General features: G+C 72.2%; 16 protein-coding genes. 4 read left to right on the forward strand and 12 right to left on the reverse strand.

From position 1 onward, the window contains the following. Positions 1–132 precede the first annotated feature (132 nt). Positions 133–963, reverse strand: coding sequence for an isocitrate lyase/phosphoenolpyruvate mutase family protein (locus ACIPYS_RS05810; RefSeq protein WP_400743581.1), 831 nt, complete (start codon positions 961–963; stop codon positions 133–135). Positions 964–1094: 131 nt separating this feature from the next. Here ACIPYS_RS05810 and ACIPYS_RS05815 point away from each other — a divergent pair, with 131 nt between their 5' ends. Further along, positions 1095–2081 carry a LysR family transcriptional regulator gene (locus ACIPYS_RS05815; protein WP_400743584.1) on the forward strand — a complete coding sequence of 329 codons (987 nt, stop codon included), beginning with the start codon at positions 1095–1097 and terminating at the stop codon, positions 2079–2081. Positions 2082–2359: 278 nt separating this feature from the next. After that, positions 2360–2893 carry a DUF6985 domain-containing protein gene (locus tag ACIPYS_RS05820; RefSeq protein ID WP_400743587.1) on the forward strand — a complete coding sequence of 178 codons (534 nt, stop codon included), beginning with the start codon at positions 2360–2362 and terminating at the stop codon, positions 2891–2893. A 642-nt stretch (positions 2894–3535) separates the two neighbouring features. Here ACIPYS_RS05820 and ACIPYS_RS05825 read toward each other — a convergent pair. Genes ACIPYS_RS05825 through ACIPYS_RS05835 form a run of 3 tightly spaced genes read right to left on the reverse strand, consistent with a single transcriptional unit; the run spans position 3536 to position 4429 of the window. Then, positions 3536–3973 carry an NUDIX domain-containing protein gene (locus tag ACIPYS_RS05825; protein WP_400743590.1) on the reverse strand — a complete coding sequence of 146 codons (438 nt, stop codon included), beginning with the start codon at positions 3971–3973 and terminating at the stop codon, positions 3536–3538. 19 nt (positions 3974–3992) lie between these two features. Beyond that, positions 3993–4196 carry a hypothetical protein gene (locus tag ACIPYS_RS05830; protein WP_400743597.1) on the reverse strand — a complete coding sequence of 68 codons (204 nt, stop codon included), beginning with the start codon at positions 4194–4196 and terminating at the stop codon, positions 3993–3995. After that, a complete protein-coding gene (locus ACIPYS_RS05835; protein WP_400743600.1) occupies positions 4193–4429 on the reverse strand; it encodes a hypothetical protein in 237 nt (78 codons plus the stop codon). Before ACIPYS_RS05835 ends, ACIPYS_RS05830 begins: the two co-directional genes overlap by 4 nt. 124 nt (positions 4430–4553) lie before the next feature. Here ACIPYS_RS05835 and ACIPYS_RS05840 point away from each other — a divergent pair, with 124 nt between their 5' ends. Both ACIPYS_RS05840 and ACIPYS_RS05845 read left to right on the forward strand, forming a co-directional pair. Beyond that, positions 4554–5387: a helix-turn-helix domain-containing protein gene (locus ACIPYS_RS05840; protein ID WP_400743603.1), complete on the forward strand. Its 834-nt coding sequence runs from the start codon at positions 4554–4556 to the stop codon at positions 5385–5387. Next, the gene (locus ACIPYS_RS05845; protein WP_400743606.1) at positions 5377–5583 is read left to right on the forward strand and encodes a DUF397 domain-containing protein; all 207 of its coding nucleotides are present in this window, start codon (positions 5377–5379) and stop codon (positions 5581–5583) included. The genes ACIPYS_RS05840 and ACIPYS_RS05845 overlap by 11 nt, the downstream gene beginning before the upstream one ends. 53 nt (positions 5584–5636) lie before the next feature. Here ACIPYS_RS05845 and ACIPYS_RS05850 read toward each other — a convergent pair whose 3' ends face one another. The 8 genes from ACIPYS_RS05850 to ACIPYS_RS05885 form a co-directional block, all read right to left on the reverse strand. Beyond that, entirely contained in the window at positions 5637–6518 is an 882-nt protein-coding gene (locus ACIPYS_RS05850; protein WP_093863266.1) for a metallophosphoesterase, read from the reverse strand. Then, positions 6515–8335 carry a dipeptide ABC transporter ATP-binding protein gene (locus tag ACIPYS_RS05855; RefSeq protein ID WP_400743610.1) on the reverse strand — a complete coding sequence of 607 codons (1821 nt, stop codon included), beginning with the start codon at positions 8333–8335 and terminating at the stop codon, positions 6515–6517. Before ACIPYS_RS05855 ends, ACIPYS_RS05850 begins: the two co-directional genes overlap by 4 nt. Next, positions 8332–9225: an ABC transporter permease gene (locus ACIPYS_RS05860; protein ID WP_400743613.1), complete on the reverse strand. Its 894-nt coding sequence runs from the start codon at positions 9223–9225 to the stop codon at positions 8332–8334. Before ACIPYS_RS05860 ends, ACIPYS_RS05855 begins: the two co-directional genes overlap by 4 nt. Positions 9226–9231: 6 nt before the next feature. Further along, the gene (locus ACIPYS_RS05865) at positions 9232–10227 is read right to left on the reverse strand and encodes an ABC transporter permease (protein ID WP_400743616.1); all 996 of its coding nucleotides are present in this window, start codon (positions 10225–10227) and stop codon (positions 9232–9234) included. Then, on the reverse strand, positions 10224–11900 hold the full coding sequence (locus ACIPYS_RS05870; RefSeq protein WP_400743619.1) for an ABC transporter substrate-binding protein: 1677 nt from the start codon (positions 11898–11900) through the stop codon (positions 10224–10226). The genes ACIPYS_RS05865 and ACIPYS_RS05870 overlap by 4 nt, the downstream gene beginning before the upstream one ends. Before the next feature lie 294 nt (positions 11901–12194). After that, positions 12195–12605 (reverse strand): nuclear transport factor 2 family protein, encoded by a 411-nt coding sequence (locus ACIPYS_RS05875; protein WP_093863262.1) that lies wholly within the window; start codon positions 12603–12605, stop codon positions 12195–12197. A gap of 99 nt (positions 12606–12704) precedes the next feature. Beyond that, positions 12705–13124, reverse strand: a complete 420-nt coding sequence (locus tag ACIPYS_RS05880) for an ester cyclase (RefSeq protein WP_030398551.1) — start codon at positions 13122–13124, stop codon at positions 12705–12707. An 81-nt stretch (positions 13125–13205) separates the two neighbouring features. After that, the gene (locus tag ACIPYS_RS05885; RefSeq protein ID WP_093863261.1) at positions 13206–13976 is read right to left on the reverse strand and encodes an SDR family NAD(P)-dependent oxidoreductase; all 771 of its coding nucleotides are present in this window, start codon (positions 13974–13976) and stop codon (positions 13206–13208) included. Positions 13977–14017: the final 41 nt, after the last annotated feature.

The raw sequence follows: 14017 nt of genomic DNA on the forward strand, positions 1-14017 counted from the left end.
GCGGGCCGACCACCGGTGGCGAGGCAGCGGTGGAGGGCCGACCCACGGGCTTCGGCACGCAGACCTACGGGCGCCGCACCGAGGTCGGGCCTACGGCCGACCGCCCCCCGTGGCCGCGCTCTTGACCGCGTCTCAGTCCGACGACTCGGCCAGGAGCAGCGCGTTGAGGGTGGCGTAGTCGAATCCGCCCTCCAGCGTGCTCGTCGTACCCGTCTCCAGAAGTTCGCGAGCCGCCCGGCGGACCAGGCCGTACGCCGCCTCGGCGATGAAGGACCCCGCGCTGACCCGGGCGGCTCCCGCCTTCGCGAGTTCGGACACCGGGAGCGTGCCGGGGCCGGCCAGAACGTTCACCGGGAGGGGCTGGGAGCTCACGAGCGTCCTGACCGTCGCGGCGTCCGGTGCGCCGAGGACGAAGATGCCGTCCGCGCCGGCCGTCGCGTAGGCACGGGCGCGGGTCAGGGTTTCGTCCAGCCAGGCCGTGCGGTCACCGGGCGGCAGGCGGTGCGTGTCGATGCGGGCGTTGATGAACAGCGGGACGCCGGTCTCGTCCGCGGCGCGGCGGGCAGCCGAGATGCGTTCGACCTGCTCGGCGACCGGGCGCAGGGTGTCTTCCAGGTTGATGCCCACGGCTCCGGCGGCGAGCACGCCCCGGACGGTCTCGGCCACGCCGGGCGCATCGGTCGCGTAGCCGCGTTCGATGTCGGCCGTGACCGGAACGTCGACGACGGCTGTGATCCGCGCGATCGCGCCGAGCGCCTGGTCGCGGGTCATGTGCCCGCCGTCGCCGCACCCGAGCGACCAGGCGACCCCGGCACTCGTGGTCGCGATCGCAGCGGCACCCGCGGCCGCGACTGTCCGGGCGGAAGCACCGTCCCACGCGTTGGGCAGGACCAACGGCACACCTGGTACGTGCAGGGAACGGAACCTCTGTGCCACATCGAGAAGTGTTGCCATGAACGACATTGCACCACGAAGGGTCGGACGGCCGACCGGAACCGCGGGGCCTTCCGCACCAGCGCCCGTCCCGCCGCCACCGCCTACGACATCGGGCCGACCGAGTCAAGTGCATGTTTCTCACTCGTATAGTGACCGGCATGCAACTGGACCTGAACCTGCTCACGGCCCTGGACGCGCTGCTGGAGGAGGGCAGCGTGGCCGGAGCCGCGGACCGGCTCCACGTCACGGCGCCGGCGATGAGCCGCTCGCTGGGGCGGATCCGCAAAGCCACCGGTGACCAGATCCTGGTGCGCACGGGACGCCACATGACACCCACCCCCCGTGCACTGGCGATGCGCACGGAGGTCCATGTCCTGGTCCAGCAGGCCCACCAGTTGCTGTCCGCCCGTACGGACCTCGACCTGGCGGGGCTGGAGCGGGTGTTCACCGTCCGCTTGCACGACGCCCTGACCACCGCCTGCGGGAGCGCCCTCGTCGCCGCGGTGCACCGCCAGGCGCCGAAGGTGCGAATACGCCTCACGGTCGAGCCGGGCCACGACAGCCCCGAGCTGCGTCGCGGCGAGGTCGATGTGGCCTCCAGTGCGGGACCACCGCCCCAGCCCGACATCCGGCACCGCCTCATCGGCCAGGACAGGATCATCCTCGCCCTCCGGGCGGGGCATCCGCTCACCGAAGGGCCGGTGACCGTCGAGAGGTACGCGGCCGCCGATCACGTGACCGTCTCCCGGCGCGGAGAGCTGCGCGACCGGGTCGACGATGTCGTCGCCGCCCTCGGCCACGAGCGCCGTGTCGTCGTCGCCGCCCCCGCGACGGACACCGCGCTGCAACTCGCCCGCGACACCGACGTCGTGGTCACCGTCCCCGAAGCGGTCACCCGCTCGGCCCGCGAGCAACTGGGCCTCACCGTGCTGCCGTTGCCGTTCGAGCTGCCTCCCGTACAGCTCTATCTGCTCTGGCACCAGCGCTACGACGACGACCCCGCCCACACCTGGCTGCTCAACCTGGCGACCCAGACCCTCCAGGACCTGTTCGCCGCTCCCGATGCTTTTGAGCAGAGGCGTTCCGTCAGGGCTTCGGCACCGGTCGCCACGAACGGGACGGCGGCGACGGCTGGGGGACTGTAGAGGAAACGCACGGCCAGGGCGGACAGCCAGGGTCCCCGACAGAGTCCGGCCCACCACATAGGCCGCAACGCCGGAGTGGGAAGTCGACGGAACCGACTTCCCACTCCGGGTCACGGACCTCCGGTCCGACCTCGTTGTGGCGGGCCACCGGGTGGCCCGCCACAACGAAGCAGACAGAGGTGGCGGCGCTCTCGCAGGATTGACCGCCCACCAGCCCCGCAGAACTGCTCCCGGGGTAGTAAGTTCAGGGCTCTCGTTGCCAGCCGTAGGGTGCACACATGGAGATCCCCGGCCTCGGCCCCGTAACCCTCGATGCGGACTTCGGCGACTACGTGAGTACGCCGCTTCCCGTCCCCGTCTTCGGGGACGCCCAGTGCCGGTTCGTGGTCTCCGGCTATGACGACGACGACGCGAAGGTCGACTTCGAGTCGGCCATCAGCGCGTTTCTGGGGCTGGACGAGTCGGCTCTGAGGTCCGCATCAGAGCCGGTCTTCCAGTACTACTTGGACGTGAAGGCCGAGGTGGGCGGCGATGAGGACTTCGTGGCCATCGCCGGCCCGGACGACGTCTGGTCGCATGTCAGGCTCGGAGCTGGTGAGGTGTCGGTCCAGCGGGAGGACGCCCACGGCGACCGGCAGGTATATGTCTCCGTGGAGTGCGAGTGTGCTTGGGAGCCCGAGCACGGCCTCCAGATCGTCTTCCGCCGGGGTGCCTCGGTGTCGAAGGTGGGCCCGTTCGACAGTCACCTCACCAACGCCTCCACATTCGACCGTGCGGATCTCGCTGATGTCGTCTACTACCGGTTCGCCTGATGTCCCCTGACGATGCTCGGCCGCACCGTTTCTCCTTCGCCGGGAGCTCGCGTCGTCGGCGGGTCCGGTAGGGGCGGCCCACCTCGTTGCGAGGGCAAGTGGTCGGGATCGAAATCGTCCAGCCTCTTCACCTGCGGAGAATGTGCGGTGCGGATCCGTATCGTGGTGCCCTCGGACTCTCGGTCGGACACCTGCAGCTGCGGCAGGGACCCCGGATACTCCTCGTGGGACCAGTTCTGGTCCCGAGCCTGCTCGGCGAGCTCCTCCCGGCGACGGCCGACAGGCCGAACGGCTTCCGAGGTGCCCAGAAGGCCGGTGGTCGCGGGCCGGTGGCCGCAGGCCAGTTGGGTAGGCGATCACCGAGTGGGAAGTCGATGCCGTCGACTTCCCACTCCCCCGCACTCGTGCCGACCTGCGGGGCGAACCCGTCCACCGCACCTCGAACGGGGCGCCGCGATACGGGCACCGAGAGCCCACCGGCTCTCCGTCGTAGGCATGCGGGTGGGAGGGTTCGGCGTCGGTTCCCGACCGGCTTCCCGGTCGGGAGCCGACGTATTGGGCCCAGTTCCACGGAGCTGGGCTCGGAGCGGGAAGTCGGCCGCACCGACTTCCCACTCCCCGCAGCACGCACCGGCGCCCGGGCTATTCGGCGGGGGTGCCGCGGAGGAGGAGGGGGAGGTGGGTGCCTCGGGTGAGGGCGTCGAGGGCGTGGGCGGTGCGGCGGTGGTGGTCGGGGTGCATGGCGTCGGCGAGGCGGGTGTGGTGGACCCAGTGGACGCCGGTGACGGTGTGCGGGGGTCGGTGGCGGGCGGTGGTGGATTCCTGGGCGGGATTGAGGCGGCCGCCCCAGTGGACGAGGTGGAGGGCCTGGGGGTGGGTGTCGGTGTGGTCGGTGGCGAGGATGCGCAGGAGGGGGAGGACGAGGCCGGTCTGGGTCTCGGTGTGGCGGCGGGCGGCGTGGTGGGGGAGTTCGTCGGTCTCGGCGGGGCCGCCGGGGAGAGTGAGGCCCGGGGTGCGGGTGGTCGCGATCAGGAGGACGGCGCCGTCGCGGTTGAGGACGAGGGCGTGGTGGTGCGGCACGGTGGGGCTCCTGGGGTGATCAGTCGTCCGGCTTGTCGGGGGTGAGCCAGGTAAGGCAGGCGGGGAGTCCGGCGCTGATGCCGGTGGCGAGGATCAGGCCGAAGATGAGGAGTCGGGGTGCGAGGGGTCCGTGGCGGATGGGCCAGCAGACGAGGGTGGCCGCGAGGGCGCTGAGGGCGGGGACGCCGAGGGCGGCGAGGACGAGTTTGGTGGAGCGGTTCACGCCGGGTCGGAGGTGCGGGGCCGGCTGGGGTGCTGGACGGTGAGGAAGCGGGGGTTGGGGAGGGCCTGGACGTGGGCGGGCTTGGTGGTCCACTCGCAGCCGCCGGCCTCGTGGCGGAGGTAGACAAGCCCGGCGAGGGTGTCCATGTACACGGCTTCGAGGGGCTTGCCGGAGGTGTCGCGGTGCGCGAGGTCACGGACGACCTCGCCGACGGCAGGGGTGTAGACGGGCATGGGGGGCTCCAGTGGTTGCGCTGTGCATTGGGATCACTACGACCCGTATCCATGGTGGAGCTGGAGAGGCTACGATCGGAAGGACTTCAACTCTCTAGTTCACACTGCTTTAAGTGGGGCGATCTTGAAGCGCATCACACTTGACCCGACATCATCTCCGCTTGCCGCCTTCGCCGTTCAACTTCGACGATTGCGGGAGGCTCGAGGACTGACGCAGGTCGAACTCGGCGAGCTAGTTCGATACTCGAGCGTCTACATCTCGAACGTGGAGACAGCGAAACAGGCCCCCAGCTTAAAGTTCGTCCAGCGGGCCGACGAAGCCCTGGCAGCCGGTGGAGCACTGGAGCTGCTGTGGTGGAGCTGGAAGAACGGAGCTCTGATCCCGGGATTCCCGGAGTACACCACCAAGGAGCGCGAAGCGATCTGCATACGGCTCTTCGAGACAGGCATGGTGCCGGGCGTCCTTCAGCACCCGGACTACTCGTCTGCCTACGAGGCTGCCATCGTCCGCCGAGGCGAGGCCACTCGTGCCCAGGCGGATGAGCGCCTGCGAGTCCTCGCTGTGCGGCAGAAGTTGTTGGAGCGAACCCTGACTGTCCATGCCGTGCTGGACGAAGGCGTCCTACGGCGTCCCATCGGCGGCGTTGCTGTCATGATGCGGCAACTCACCTACCTGGCGGAGCTGTCGACCCGACCGAACGTCGTCCTGCAGATCGCTCCGTACAACCTGGGCGAGGAACGCCCCCTCTCGCACGCGGTCACCCTCCTGACTCTCCCGAACCGTGCAATGGTCGGCTACACCGAAACACTTCAACGGGGCTACCTGGAGCAGGATGCCGAAGCCGTCGCGGGCTGGGCAAGAAAGTACGATCGCCTCCAGGTGGACGCACTTCCCCGGGCGGACAGCCTGACCATGATTCATGAGGTACGGAAGGAACTTGAACGCCATGCACGTTGATCTGTCAGGCGCCAGTTGGCGCAAGAGTTCGCACAGCAACGGTGGGGGCGGGTGCATCGAGGTTGCCGATGGCTACACCGGTGTGATGCCAGTTCGCGACTCCAAGGACCCTCAGGGCCCCTCTCTGCTCTTCCCCTCCGACGCCTGGAGGGCCTTCGTCGCCGCTGTGCAGGCGGGCGAGTTCGGCGCCGTCTGACCCGAACGCGCCGCGGGCCCCCGACCGTACTCCCGGTCGGGGGCCCACTGTTGTCAGAGCCGCACTGCGGGGCCGACCAACGGGCGTTCAGCACGAACAGGAGCCGGAGCGGGGAGAATTCGGCGCAGCGGCGTCGGCACGCCGCCCCGGCGGGACCACTCGTGCGGATACCCGAGCGACACCTCGTGGAACGGGACGCCGTCCGCCCGGACGGTGCGTGGGATGTGCAGATGCCCGTACACCACCGCCGCAGCGTTGAACCGGCGGTGCCAGTCGGCGGTCTGCTCGGTGCCGCACCACAGCGCGAACTCCGGGTGGCGCAACAAATACGTCTCCTCCCGCCGGAGCGGGAAGTGGTTGACCAGCACCGTGGGCAGCGCCGGATCGAGCGCGGCCAGGCGGCGTTCGGTGACCGCCACCCTGGCCTGGCACCAGCTCTCCCGGTCCGGGAACGGGTCGGCGTGGAGGAAGAGTTCGTCGGTGCAGACCACTCCGGCGGCGTGCGCGGCGGCCAGCGCGGCGTCCTTCGTCGTGGTGCCGCGCGGGCGGAAGGTGTAGTCGTACAGCAGGAACAGCGGCGCTACGGCGACCGGACCGTCCGGTCCCGGCCACAGCGCGTACGGGTCCTCCGGGGTCAACACGCCGATCCCCCGGCAGAGTTCGACCAGCGCCCGATAGCGGGCGTCGCCGCGCAGCCGGACCGGGTCGTCCGGGAGGGTCCAGAGTTCGTGGTTGCCCGGCGCCCAGATCACCCGGGCGAAGCGGGCGGCGAGGAGTTCGAGGGCGGCGCCGATCTCGTCGAAGCGTTCGGCGACGTCGCCCGCCACGATCAGCCAGTCCTCGTCGGTGGCCGGGCGGAGGGCGTCGAGCACGGCACGGTTCCCGGCGTGGCTCACGTGCAGGTCGGCGACGGCGAGCAGGTTCGGCCCGTTCACCGGCCGGCCCCGACCGGCGCGGTGGCGGCCAGCAGCCGGCGGGTGTAAGGGTCTTCGGGCTCGGCGAAGAGCCGGTCGACGGTGGCGGTCTCGACGAGGCGGCCGTCCTTCATCACCGCGACCCGGTCGGCGAGGTGCTGGACCACGCCGAGGTCGTGCGAGATGAACAGCAGGGCGAGGCCCAGCTCGCGACGCAGGTCGGCGAGCAGGTCGAGGATCTGCGCCTGCACCGAGAGGTCGAGCGCGGACACCGGTTCGTCGCACACCAGCAGGGCCGGTGCCGGGGCCAGCGCCCGGGCGATGGCGACGCGTTGGCGCTGGCCGCCGGAGAGTTCGGTCGGACGGCGGGCCAGCAGGGTGGCGGGCAGGCCGACCTGGTCGAGCAGTTCGGTGACGCGCTTCAGCCGTTCCTGACCGCGCGGGACGCCGGTGCGGGCGACCGCCTCGGCGACCAGGCGTTCGACGGTGAAGCGCGGGTCGAAGGAGCCGAGCGGGTCCTGCTGGACGGCCTGGATGCGCAGCCGGTCGGCCCGGCGGCGGCGTTCGGTGAGCGCGCTCCAGGGACGGCCGCCGAGGAGGACGGTGCCGGTGTCGGGGCGTTCCAGGCCGAGCACGATCCGGGCCGTGGTGGTCTTGCCGGAGCCCGACTCGCCGACCAGGCCGAGCGTTTCGCCCGCGTGGAGCCGGAAGGAGACGTCGCGGACGACGGGGCGGCCGGCGAAGGACCGGCAGATCCGGTCGACATCGAGGAGGGGGGCGCGGTCGGGGCCGTCGACAGCGGTCGGGGCCGGGTCGGGCTCGCGGACGGAGAGCACCGAGGCACCGGCCGTGGTCGGGTGCCAGCACCGCGAGCCGAGCGCGTCGACCGGCGGCAGGGTGCTGCGGCAGGTGTCGTCGGCCGCGGCGCAGCGGGCCGCGTAGGGGCAGCCGCCGGGGGCGGGAGCAGGCCGCCCGGCCGGTTCCGGGGCGAGCCGGGTGCCCCGGGTGCGGGCGCCGGGGACGGCGGCGAGCAGGGCCCGGGTGTAGGGGTGGCGCGGTTCGGCGAGCAGGCGTTCGGCGGGGCCGGTCTCGACGATCCGGCCGCCGAACATCACCGCCACCCGGTCCGCGAGCCGACCGACCACCGACAGGTCGTGGCTGATCAGCAGCAGGGCGGTGCCCCGGCCGCGGAGTTCGTCGAGCAGGTCGAGGACCTGGGCCTGCACGGTGACGTCCAGGGCCGTGGTCGGCTCGTCGGCGATCAGCAGGTCCGGTTCGGCGGCGAGCGCCGAGGCGATCAGCGCGCGCTGGCGCAGGCCGCCGGAGAGCTGGTGCGCGTACTGGCCCGCGCGGCGTTCCGGTTCGGGGACACCGGTGCGTTCGAGCAGGGAGCGCACGCGGGCGGGGAGTTCGGCGCGGGGCGCGAGGCCGTGGACGCGCAGCGGTTCGGCGATCTCGGCGCCGACGGTGCGCAGCGGGTCGAGCGAGACCAGGGCGTCCTGGAGGACCAGGCCGATCCGCCGCCCGCGCACCTCCCGCCACCGGGCCTCGGTCAGGGTGGTGAGGTCGAGGCCGTCGAAGGCCAGGCGACGGGCGGAGACGGTGGCGGGGACGCGGCCGCCGGCGCCGGTGAGGCCGACCAGGGTGCGGGCGGTGACGCTCTTGCCGGAGCCGGACTCGCCGACCACGGCCAGGCACTCGCCGCGGTCGAGGGTGAAGGAGACGTCCTGGACGGCGCGCACCGGGCCGAAGCCCACGTCGAGGCCCTCGACGGCGAGCAGCGGCGGGGAGGGCTCAGGGACGGCAGGGGTGTCCGAGGCGGCGGCGGGGCGCGTCATGCGTCGGTCCTCCGGGTGAAGCGGGCCTGGGCGCGGCGGCCGAGGACGTTGACGACCAGGGCCGTCGCGGTGATCGCGGCGCCGGGGAAGACGCCGACCCACCAGGCGGTGGCGAGGAAGCGCCGCCCCTGGGAGAGCATCGCGCCCCACTCGGGGCTGGGCGGCTGCGGGCCGAGGCCGAGGAAGCTGAGCCCGGCGGCGGCGATCAGCGCGGTGCCGAAGCCGACGGTGGCGAGCACCAGCATCGGGCCGACGGCGTTCGGCAGCACGTGCCGGACGATCAGCAGCGGGCGCGGCAGACCTAGTCCGACTGCCGCCTCCACGTACCCGGAGCGGCGGACGACCAGGGTCTCGGCGCGCACGATCCGGGCGTAGCCGGGGACGAAGGCGATCGCGATGGCCAGCATCACGTTGAGCGAGCCGGTGCCGAGCACGGTCACGGCGAGCAGGGCGAGCAGGATCGGCGGCAGCGAGAGCAGCACGTCGGCGAGGCGCATCAGCACCTGGTCCGCCCAGCGGCCGCCGAGCGCGGCGGCGAGGCCGAGCAGGGTGCCGCCGGTGATCGCGAAGGCGGTGGCGCCGAGGCCGAGCAGCAGCGAGGGCCGGGTGCCGTGCAGGACGCGGGCGAACAGGTCCCGGCCCAGCTGGTCGGTGCCGAACCAGTGTTCGGCACTGGGCGGGGTGAGCGCCGCGACCGGGTGGGTCTCGATGGGCGAGGCTGAGCTGAGCAGGCCGGGGGCGAGCGCGGCGAGCAGCAGCAGGGCGAGTGCGGCCAGGGCGAGGAGGAGGGTAAGCGGGGGCCGTCGACGGGCGGGCGCGGCCGGGGCCTGCGGCGCCTTGAGCAGCACGGCGTCGGCGCCGGGGGCCGGTTCAACAGTGGTGTGTGCCATGGCGGTTCAGTCGGTCCTCAGCCGTGGGTCGATGACGAGGTAGAGCAGGTCGACGAGGGCGGAGATCACCACGAAGACCAGCGCGGAGAGCAGCACCAGCCCGATCACCAGCGGCAGGTCCTTGTTGGTGGTCGCCTGGAGGGTCAGCGCGCCGATGCCGGGCCGGCCGAACACGGACTCGACCAGCACCGCCCCGCCGAGCAGCGATCCGGTCAGCCAGCCGGTGAGGGTGACCACCGGCACCGCCGCGTGCCGAAGCCCGTGCCGCAGCACGACGGCGGCCGAACCCACGCCCCGGGAACGGGCGGTGAGCACGAACGGCTTGCCGAGCGCCGTCTCGAGTCCCTCCCGCAGCACCTGTGCGAGCATCCCGGCGACGGGCAGGGCCAGTGTCACGGCGGGCAGGACCAGCGCGGCGAAGCCGTCGTCCCCGGCGACCGGGAAGACCCGCAGCTGGAAGGAGAACGCGGTGAGCAGCAGGATCCCGATCCAGTAGGACGGGCTGGAGACGGCGAGCAGTTCGGCGAGCGAGCTGAGCGCGCGGAGGGCGGGCCGCCGTCCGGCCGTGCCGACCGCCGCGATCAGGGCCAGCAGGACGGCCAGGCCGAGCGCGGCCGCCCCGAGCTGGACGGTCGGGCCGAGCTGCTCGCCGATCAGGCCGGCGACCGGGCGCTGCAGCTGGTAGGACTCGCCGAGGTCGCCGGTGAGCAGGTGACCGAGGTAGGTGAGGTACTGCACGGGCACCGGCCGGTCCAGGCCGTACTGCTCCTGGATCGCGGCCTTGACCTCGGGGGTGGCGGCGGTGCCGGGGCCGAGCATCACGGTGACCGGGTCCCCGGGGACCAGTTGGAGCGCGGCGAAGGCGACGGTGGCGGCGCCGAGCAGGACGGCGGCCGCGCCGAGAAGCCGCCGCGCGGCGGCCCGCAGCAGGCGCGGGGCGCCGCCGCGGGCCGGTGCCGGCGTGACCGCCGGCTCCGCGAACCCGGTGGTTCCGGTGCTCACTTGGCGATCCAGGCACCGTGGAAGGCGAGCCAGGTGTTGGGGTCGGCGGTGAGCCCGCGGACCTTGGCGGCGGTGCCGACGACGGCGGTGCGCACGTACAGCGGGACGATCAGGCCGAGCTCGATCGCGCGCTGCTGGGTCTTGGTGTAGACGTCCTGGCGGACGGCCTTGTCGAAGGTGCCCTTGCCGGTGGTGGTCCACTGGTCGAGCTGGGCGTCCTCGTAGAAGGTGGCGTTCTGGCCGCCGGTGGAGGGCTTGCTGGCGCTGTTGAAGTAGAGCCGCAGCACGTCCGGGTCGAAGCGGGCCCAGCTGTAGTCGGCGATGTGCTCCTTGCCGCCGTAGACGTTGGCGATGTAGGTGCCGATGTCGAGGCGGGGGCGGGTGATCTCGACGCCGATCTTCTTCAGGTCGGCCTGGATCGCCTGGCCGAGGGTCTCGCGCTGCTCGCGCACGTACTCGGCGGGCGGCAGCGGCCACTCCAGGGAGAGCCGCTTGCCGTCCTTGGTGCGGTAGCCCTCGCCGTCACGGGCCGTCCAGCCGGCCTCGTCGAGCGCCTTCTCGGCGGCCGCCCTGTCGTAGGGCCAGGACTTCTCGAGCGACTTGTCGTAGTACGGGGTGCTGGGCGCGATCGGGCTCCAGGCCCGCTTGTAGACGCCGAAGTAGACGGACTGGATGTCGGTGTCGAGGTCGATGCCGCGCTGCACGGCCTTGCGGACCTTCGGGTCGTCCAGCGGCGCCTTGGTGGTGTTGAGCACCAGCGCGTAGTTGGCGCCGGGCGCGTCGGTGGCGATGGTGCGCAGCTTCGGGTCGCCCTGGACGGTGCGCACGTCGGCCGGCGGGATCGGCTCGGCGACCTGGACCTGTCCGCTGCTGAGCGCGCCGACCCGGACCGAGTCCTCGGTGAGGAAGCGGATGGTGAGCTTCTCCAGGTAGGCCGGGCCCTGGTGGTTGGCGCTCGGCGGCGCCCAGTTGTAGTCCGGGTTGCGGGTGAAGACGGCGCTCTGGCCCTTGGTGTAGCCGGTGAACACGAACGGGCCGGTGCCGACGTCGGCCGGGCCGCCGGCGCCGAGCTTGGCGCCGTTCTCCTTGATGGCCTTGGGCGAGTAGAAGCCGAGGTAGGCGGTGCTGGCGGCCTGGAGGAAGGGCGCGAACGGCTCGCTGAACGACACCTTGACCGTGTGCGGGTCGACCACCTCGGTGCCGGTGTAGGGGCCGAGCAGGCTGGCCGCGTACTGGGACTTGGTCTCCTTGGCGACGATCCGGTCGAAGTTGGCCTTGACCGCCTCGGCGTCGAACACCGTGCCGTCGGTGAACTTGACGTCCTCGCGCAGGTGGAAGGTGTAGCTCTTGAGGTCCGGCGCGATCTCCCAGGACTTGGCCAGCCAGGGCTGGAACTCGCCCTTGTCGTCCTGGTGGACGAGCGAGTCGAAGACGTTGCGCTGGATGGCGCCGGTGATGTCCTGCTGGCTGACGTGGATGTCGAAGGAGATCGGCTCGACGTCGGTGGCGTAGGTCAGGGCGCCGCCCTGGACCGGCTTCTCGTCGATTCCGGCACCCGCGCCGGCCGTCGCGGGCGCACCGGAGCCGGTGCCGGAGCTGCAGCCCGTCAGGAGCAGGGCCCCGGCAGTGAGGGCGGCGAGCAGCGGAAGGGGCCGGGGCCCGGTGATGGCCATGCTGGCGACTCCGTCGGGTACGAGGGGTGGCTGGGAGGAATACCGCGAAGCTATCGGCGGGCCGGGGGCGGCGAACCCCTACCGGACCCCTAGCGCACCCTTAGGACGTAACCACCGGTGAGGCCCGGTGAGGCCCGGCGGACACAGACCGGCGGACACAGACCGGCGGACACAGACCGGCGGACACAGACCGGCGGACACAGACCGGCGGACACAGACCGGCGGACACAGACCGGCGGGTGCGCCCGGACCGTCGTCCGGGCGCACCCGCCGGGTGGTGGTGGTACCGGGGGATCAGTCGCGGTGGTGGCGCTGGCGCGGGTAGCGGGGCACGGAGCGGCGGTGGGCGATCCGCCAGCCGTCCGGGGTGCGGGTGTAGACGTCGAAGTAGTCGCCGTTGTGGACGCTGCCGTCCGGCAGGATCGCCAGGTAGCGGCTGCGGCCGCGGACGGTGCCGTCCTCGTCGACGGTGAACACCGAGTCCAGGGTCTGGTGGTCCGGGTGGTCCGGGCCGAGGTCGCGGGCGAACACCCGGATCTTCTCCAGGCCGGTGAACACCGCGCCGGTACGGGTGAGTTCGATCACCCCGTCCTCGGCGAACACCCCGGCCAGCGCCGGTGCGTCGGCGTTGTCGAAGGCGTGCGAGAAACGGGCGAGCAGCTGGCGCAGCTCCTCGGCGTCGGCCGGGGTCGGGCCGGTCGTCATGGGCGGTCTCCTGAGGGTGGTGGTGGCCGGGTGGAACGGACGGCGGGCCCGGCCGCGGGGAAGCGGAAACGGCCGGGCCCGCCCGGGGAGGTGGCCGGGTCAGACGATGGCCGGGGCCAGCTGCTGGACGATGCCCAGGCGGTCCGGGAGCACGTTGTAACGGACGACCTTGTTGTCCCGCACCGTCAGCCAGCTGATGCTGTGGCCCACGAAGGACCGGCCGGTGGCCGGCACGCCGAAGATCGGCCCGACGTGGGTGCCCTCGATCCGCCAGAACGCGATCACCCGGTCCCCCTCGGCCACCAGGTCCTCCACGGTGGCCTTCACGTCGCGGACGTTCTGCCACAGCCAGCGCAGGTGCTCCTCGAAGTCCGCCCGGGTGCCGCTGCCGCCCGGGCCGACCCGGGTCTCGTCGGCGGCGTCCTCGGCGACCAGCTCCTCCAGCAGCTCGACCCGCTGCCCGGTGACCAGCTCGTGGTAGTACCGCTCGACCAGGGCCTTGTTCGCCTCGATGCTCATGGCTTCTCGCTCTCTTCGGTGGACGGAAAAACGGGACGGAACGGAAAATCGGTGGTGGTGGGGCGCGCGGGTCGGCGCGGTTCAGCGGGGCGGCGCCGCCGGCGGCGGGAGCAGGATGCCGCCGTTGGCGCTCAGCCCGCCGTCGACGGGGACGGTGACCCCGGTGACGTACGAGGCCGCCGGGGAGGCCAGGAACCAGACCACCTCGGCCTGTTCGCGTGCCTCCGCCCAGCGCTGGGCCGGGATCCGGCGGGTGATGAAGGCCGAGAACTCCGGGTCGGCGACCTGTCCTGCGGTCAGACCGGTTTTCGTGCCGCCGGGCGCGATCGCGTTGATCCGGATGTTCTGGGCCGCGTAGTCGATGGCGGTGGCGCGGACCAGGTTGATCACCGCGGCCTTGGTCGCGTTGTACGCCCAGGTTCCCGGGTCGCCGCGCAGGCCGGAGACGGAGGAGGTGGCGACGATCGCCCCGCCGCCGGCCTCCCGCAGCGCCGGTGCGGCGGCCCGGATCCCGAGCACCACACTGCGCACATTGATCTCGAACAGGCGATCGAAGCGCTCGACCGCGCCCGGGGCCTCCAGCGGACCGCCGCCGCCCGTGCCCGCGTTGAGGACCGCCGCGTCCAGCCGTCCCCAGCGCTCCTGGGCGAGGGCGACCGCACGGAGGTTGGTCTCCTCGGACGACACGTCACCGGCCAGGGTCGCGATGCCGTCGACGGCGGCGAGCGCGTCCAGGCCCGCCTTGTCGACGTCCACGGCGACCACGCGATGGCCGCGCTCGGCGAACAGCCGGGCCGTCGCCTCGCCGATGCCCGACGCCGCGCCGGTCACCAGTACTACGGGGTGGGTCATTCCTGTTTCCTTCCTCTGGGCGGGTAGTGCGGGAGAGGTGG

The sequence above is a fragment of the Kitasatospora sp. NPDC089913 genome (assembly GCF_044748625.1).
In the GTDB taxonomy this organism is placed as follows: Bacteria; Actinomycetota; Actinomycetes; order Streptomycetales; family Streptomycetaceae; genus Kitasatospora.

Excerpts from the sequence above, each read along its gene's own strand:
- ACIPYS_RS05845 (WP_400743606.1), top strand. The coding sequence starts at position 5,377 with ATGCACGTTGATCTGTCAGGCGCCAGTTGGCGCAAGAGTTCGCACAGC.
- ACIPYS_RS05815 (WP_400743584.1), top strand. The coding sequence starts at position 1,095 with ATGCAACTGGACCTGAACCTGCTCACGGCCCTGGACGCGCTGCTGGAG.
- ACIPYS_RS05810 (WP_400743581.1), bottom strand. The coding sequence starts at position 963 with ATGTCGTTCATGGCAACACTTCTCGATGTGGCACAGAGGTTCCGTTCC.
- ACIPYS_RS05855 (WP_400743610.1), bottom strand. The coding sequence starts at position 8,335 with ATGACGCGCCCCGCCGCCGCCTCGGACACCCCTGCCGTCCCTGAGCCC.
- ACIPYS_RS05860 (WP_400743613.1), bottom strand. The coding sequence starts at position 9,225 with ATGGCACACACCACTGTTGAACCGGCCCCCGGCGCCGACGCCGTGCTG.
- ACIPYS_RS05880 (WP_030398551.1), bottom strand. The coding sequence starts at position 13,124 with ATGAGCATCGAGGCGAACAAGGCCCTGGTCGAGCGGTACTACCACGAG.
- ACIPYS_RS05870 (WP_400743619.1), bottom strand. The coding sequence starts at position 11,900 with ATGGCCATCACCGGGCCCCGGCCCCTTCCGCTGCTCGCCGCCCTCACT.
- ACIPYS_RS05875 (WP_093863262.1), bottom strand. The coding sequence starts at position 12,605 with ATGACGACCGGCCCGACCCCGGCCGACGCCGAGGAGCTGCGCCAGCTG.
- ACIPYS_RS05835 (WP_400743600.1), bottom strand. The coding sequence starts at position 4,429 with ATGCCCGTCTACACCCCTGCCGTCGGCGAGGTCGTCCGTGACCTCGCG.
- ACIPYS_RS05885 (WP_093863261.1), bottom strand. The coding sequence starts at position 13,976 with ATGACCCACCCCGTAGTACTGGTGACCGGCGCGGCGTCGGGCATCGGC.
- ACIPYS_RS05820 (WP_400743587.1), top strand. The coding sequence starts at position 2,360 with ATGGAGATCCCCGGCCTCGGCCCCGTAACCCTCGATGCGGACTTCGGC.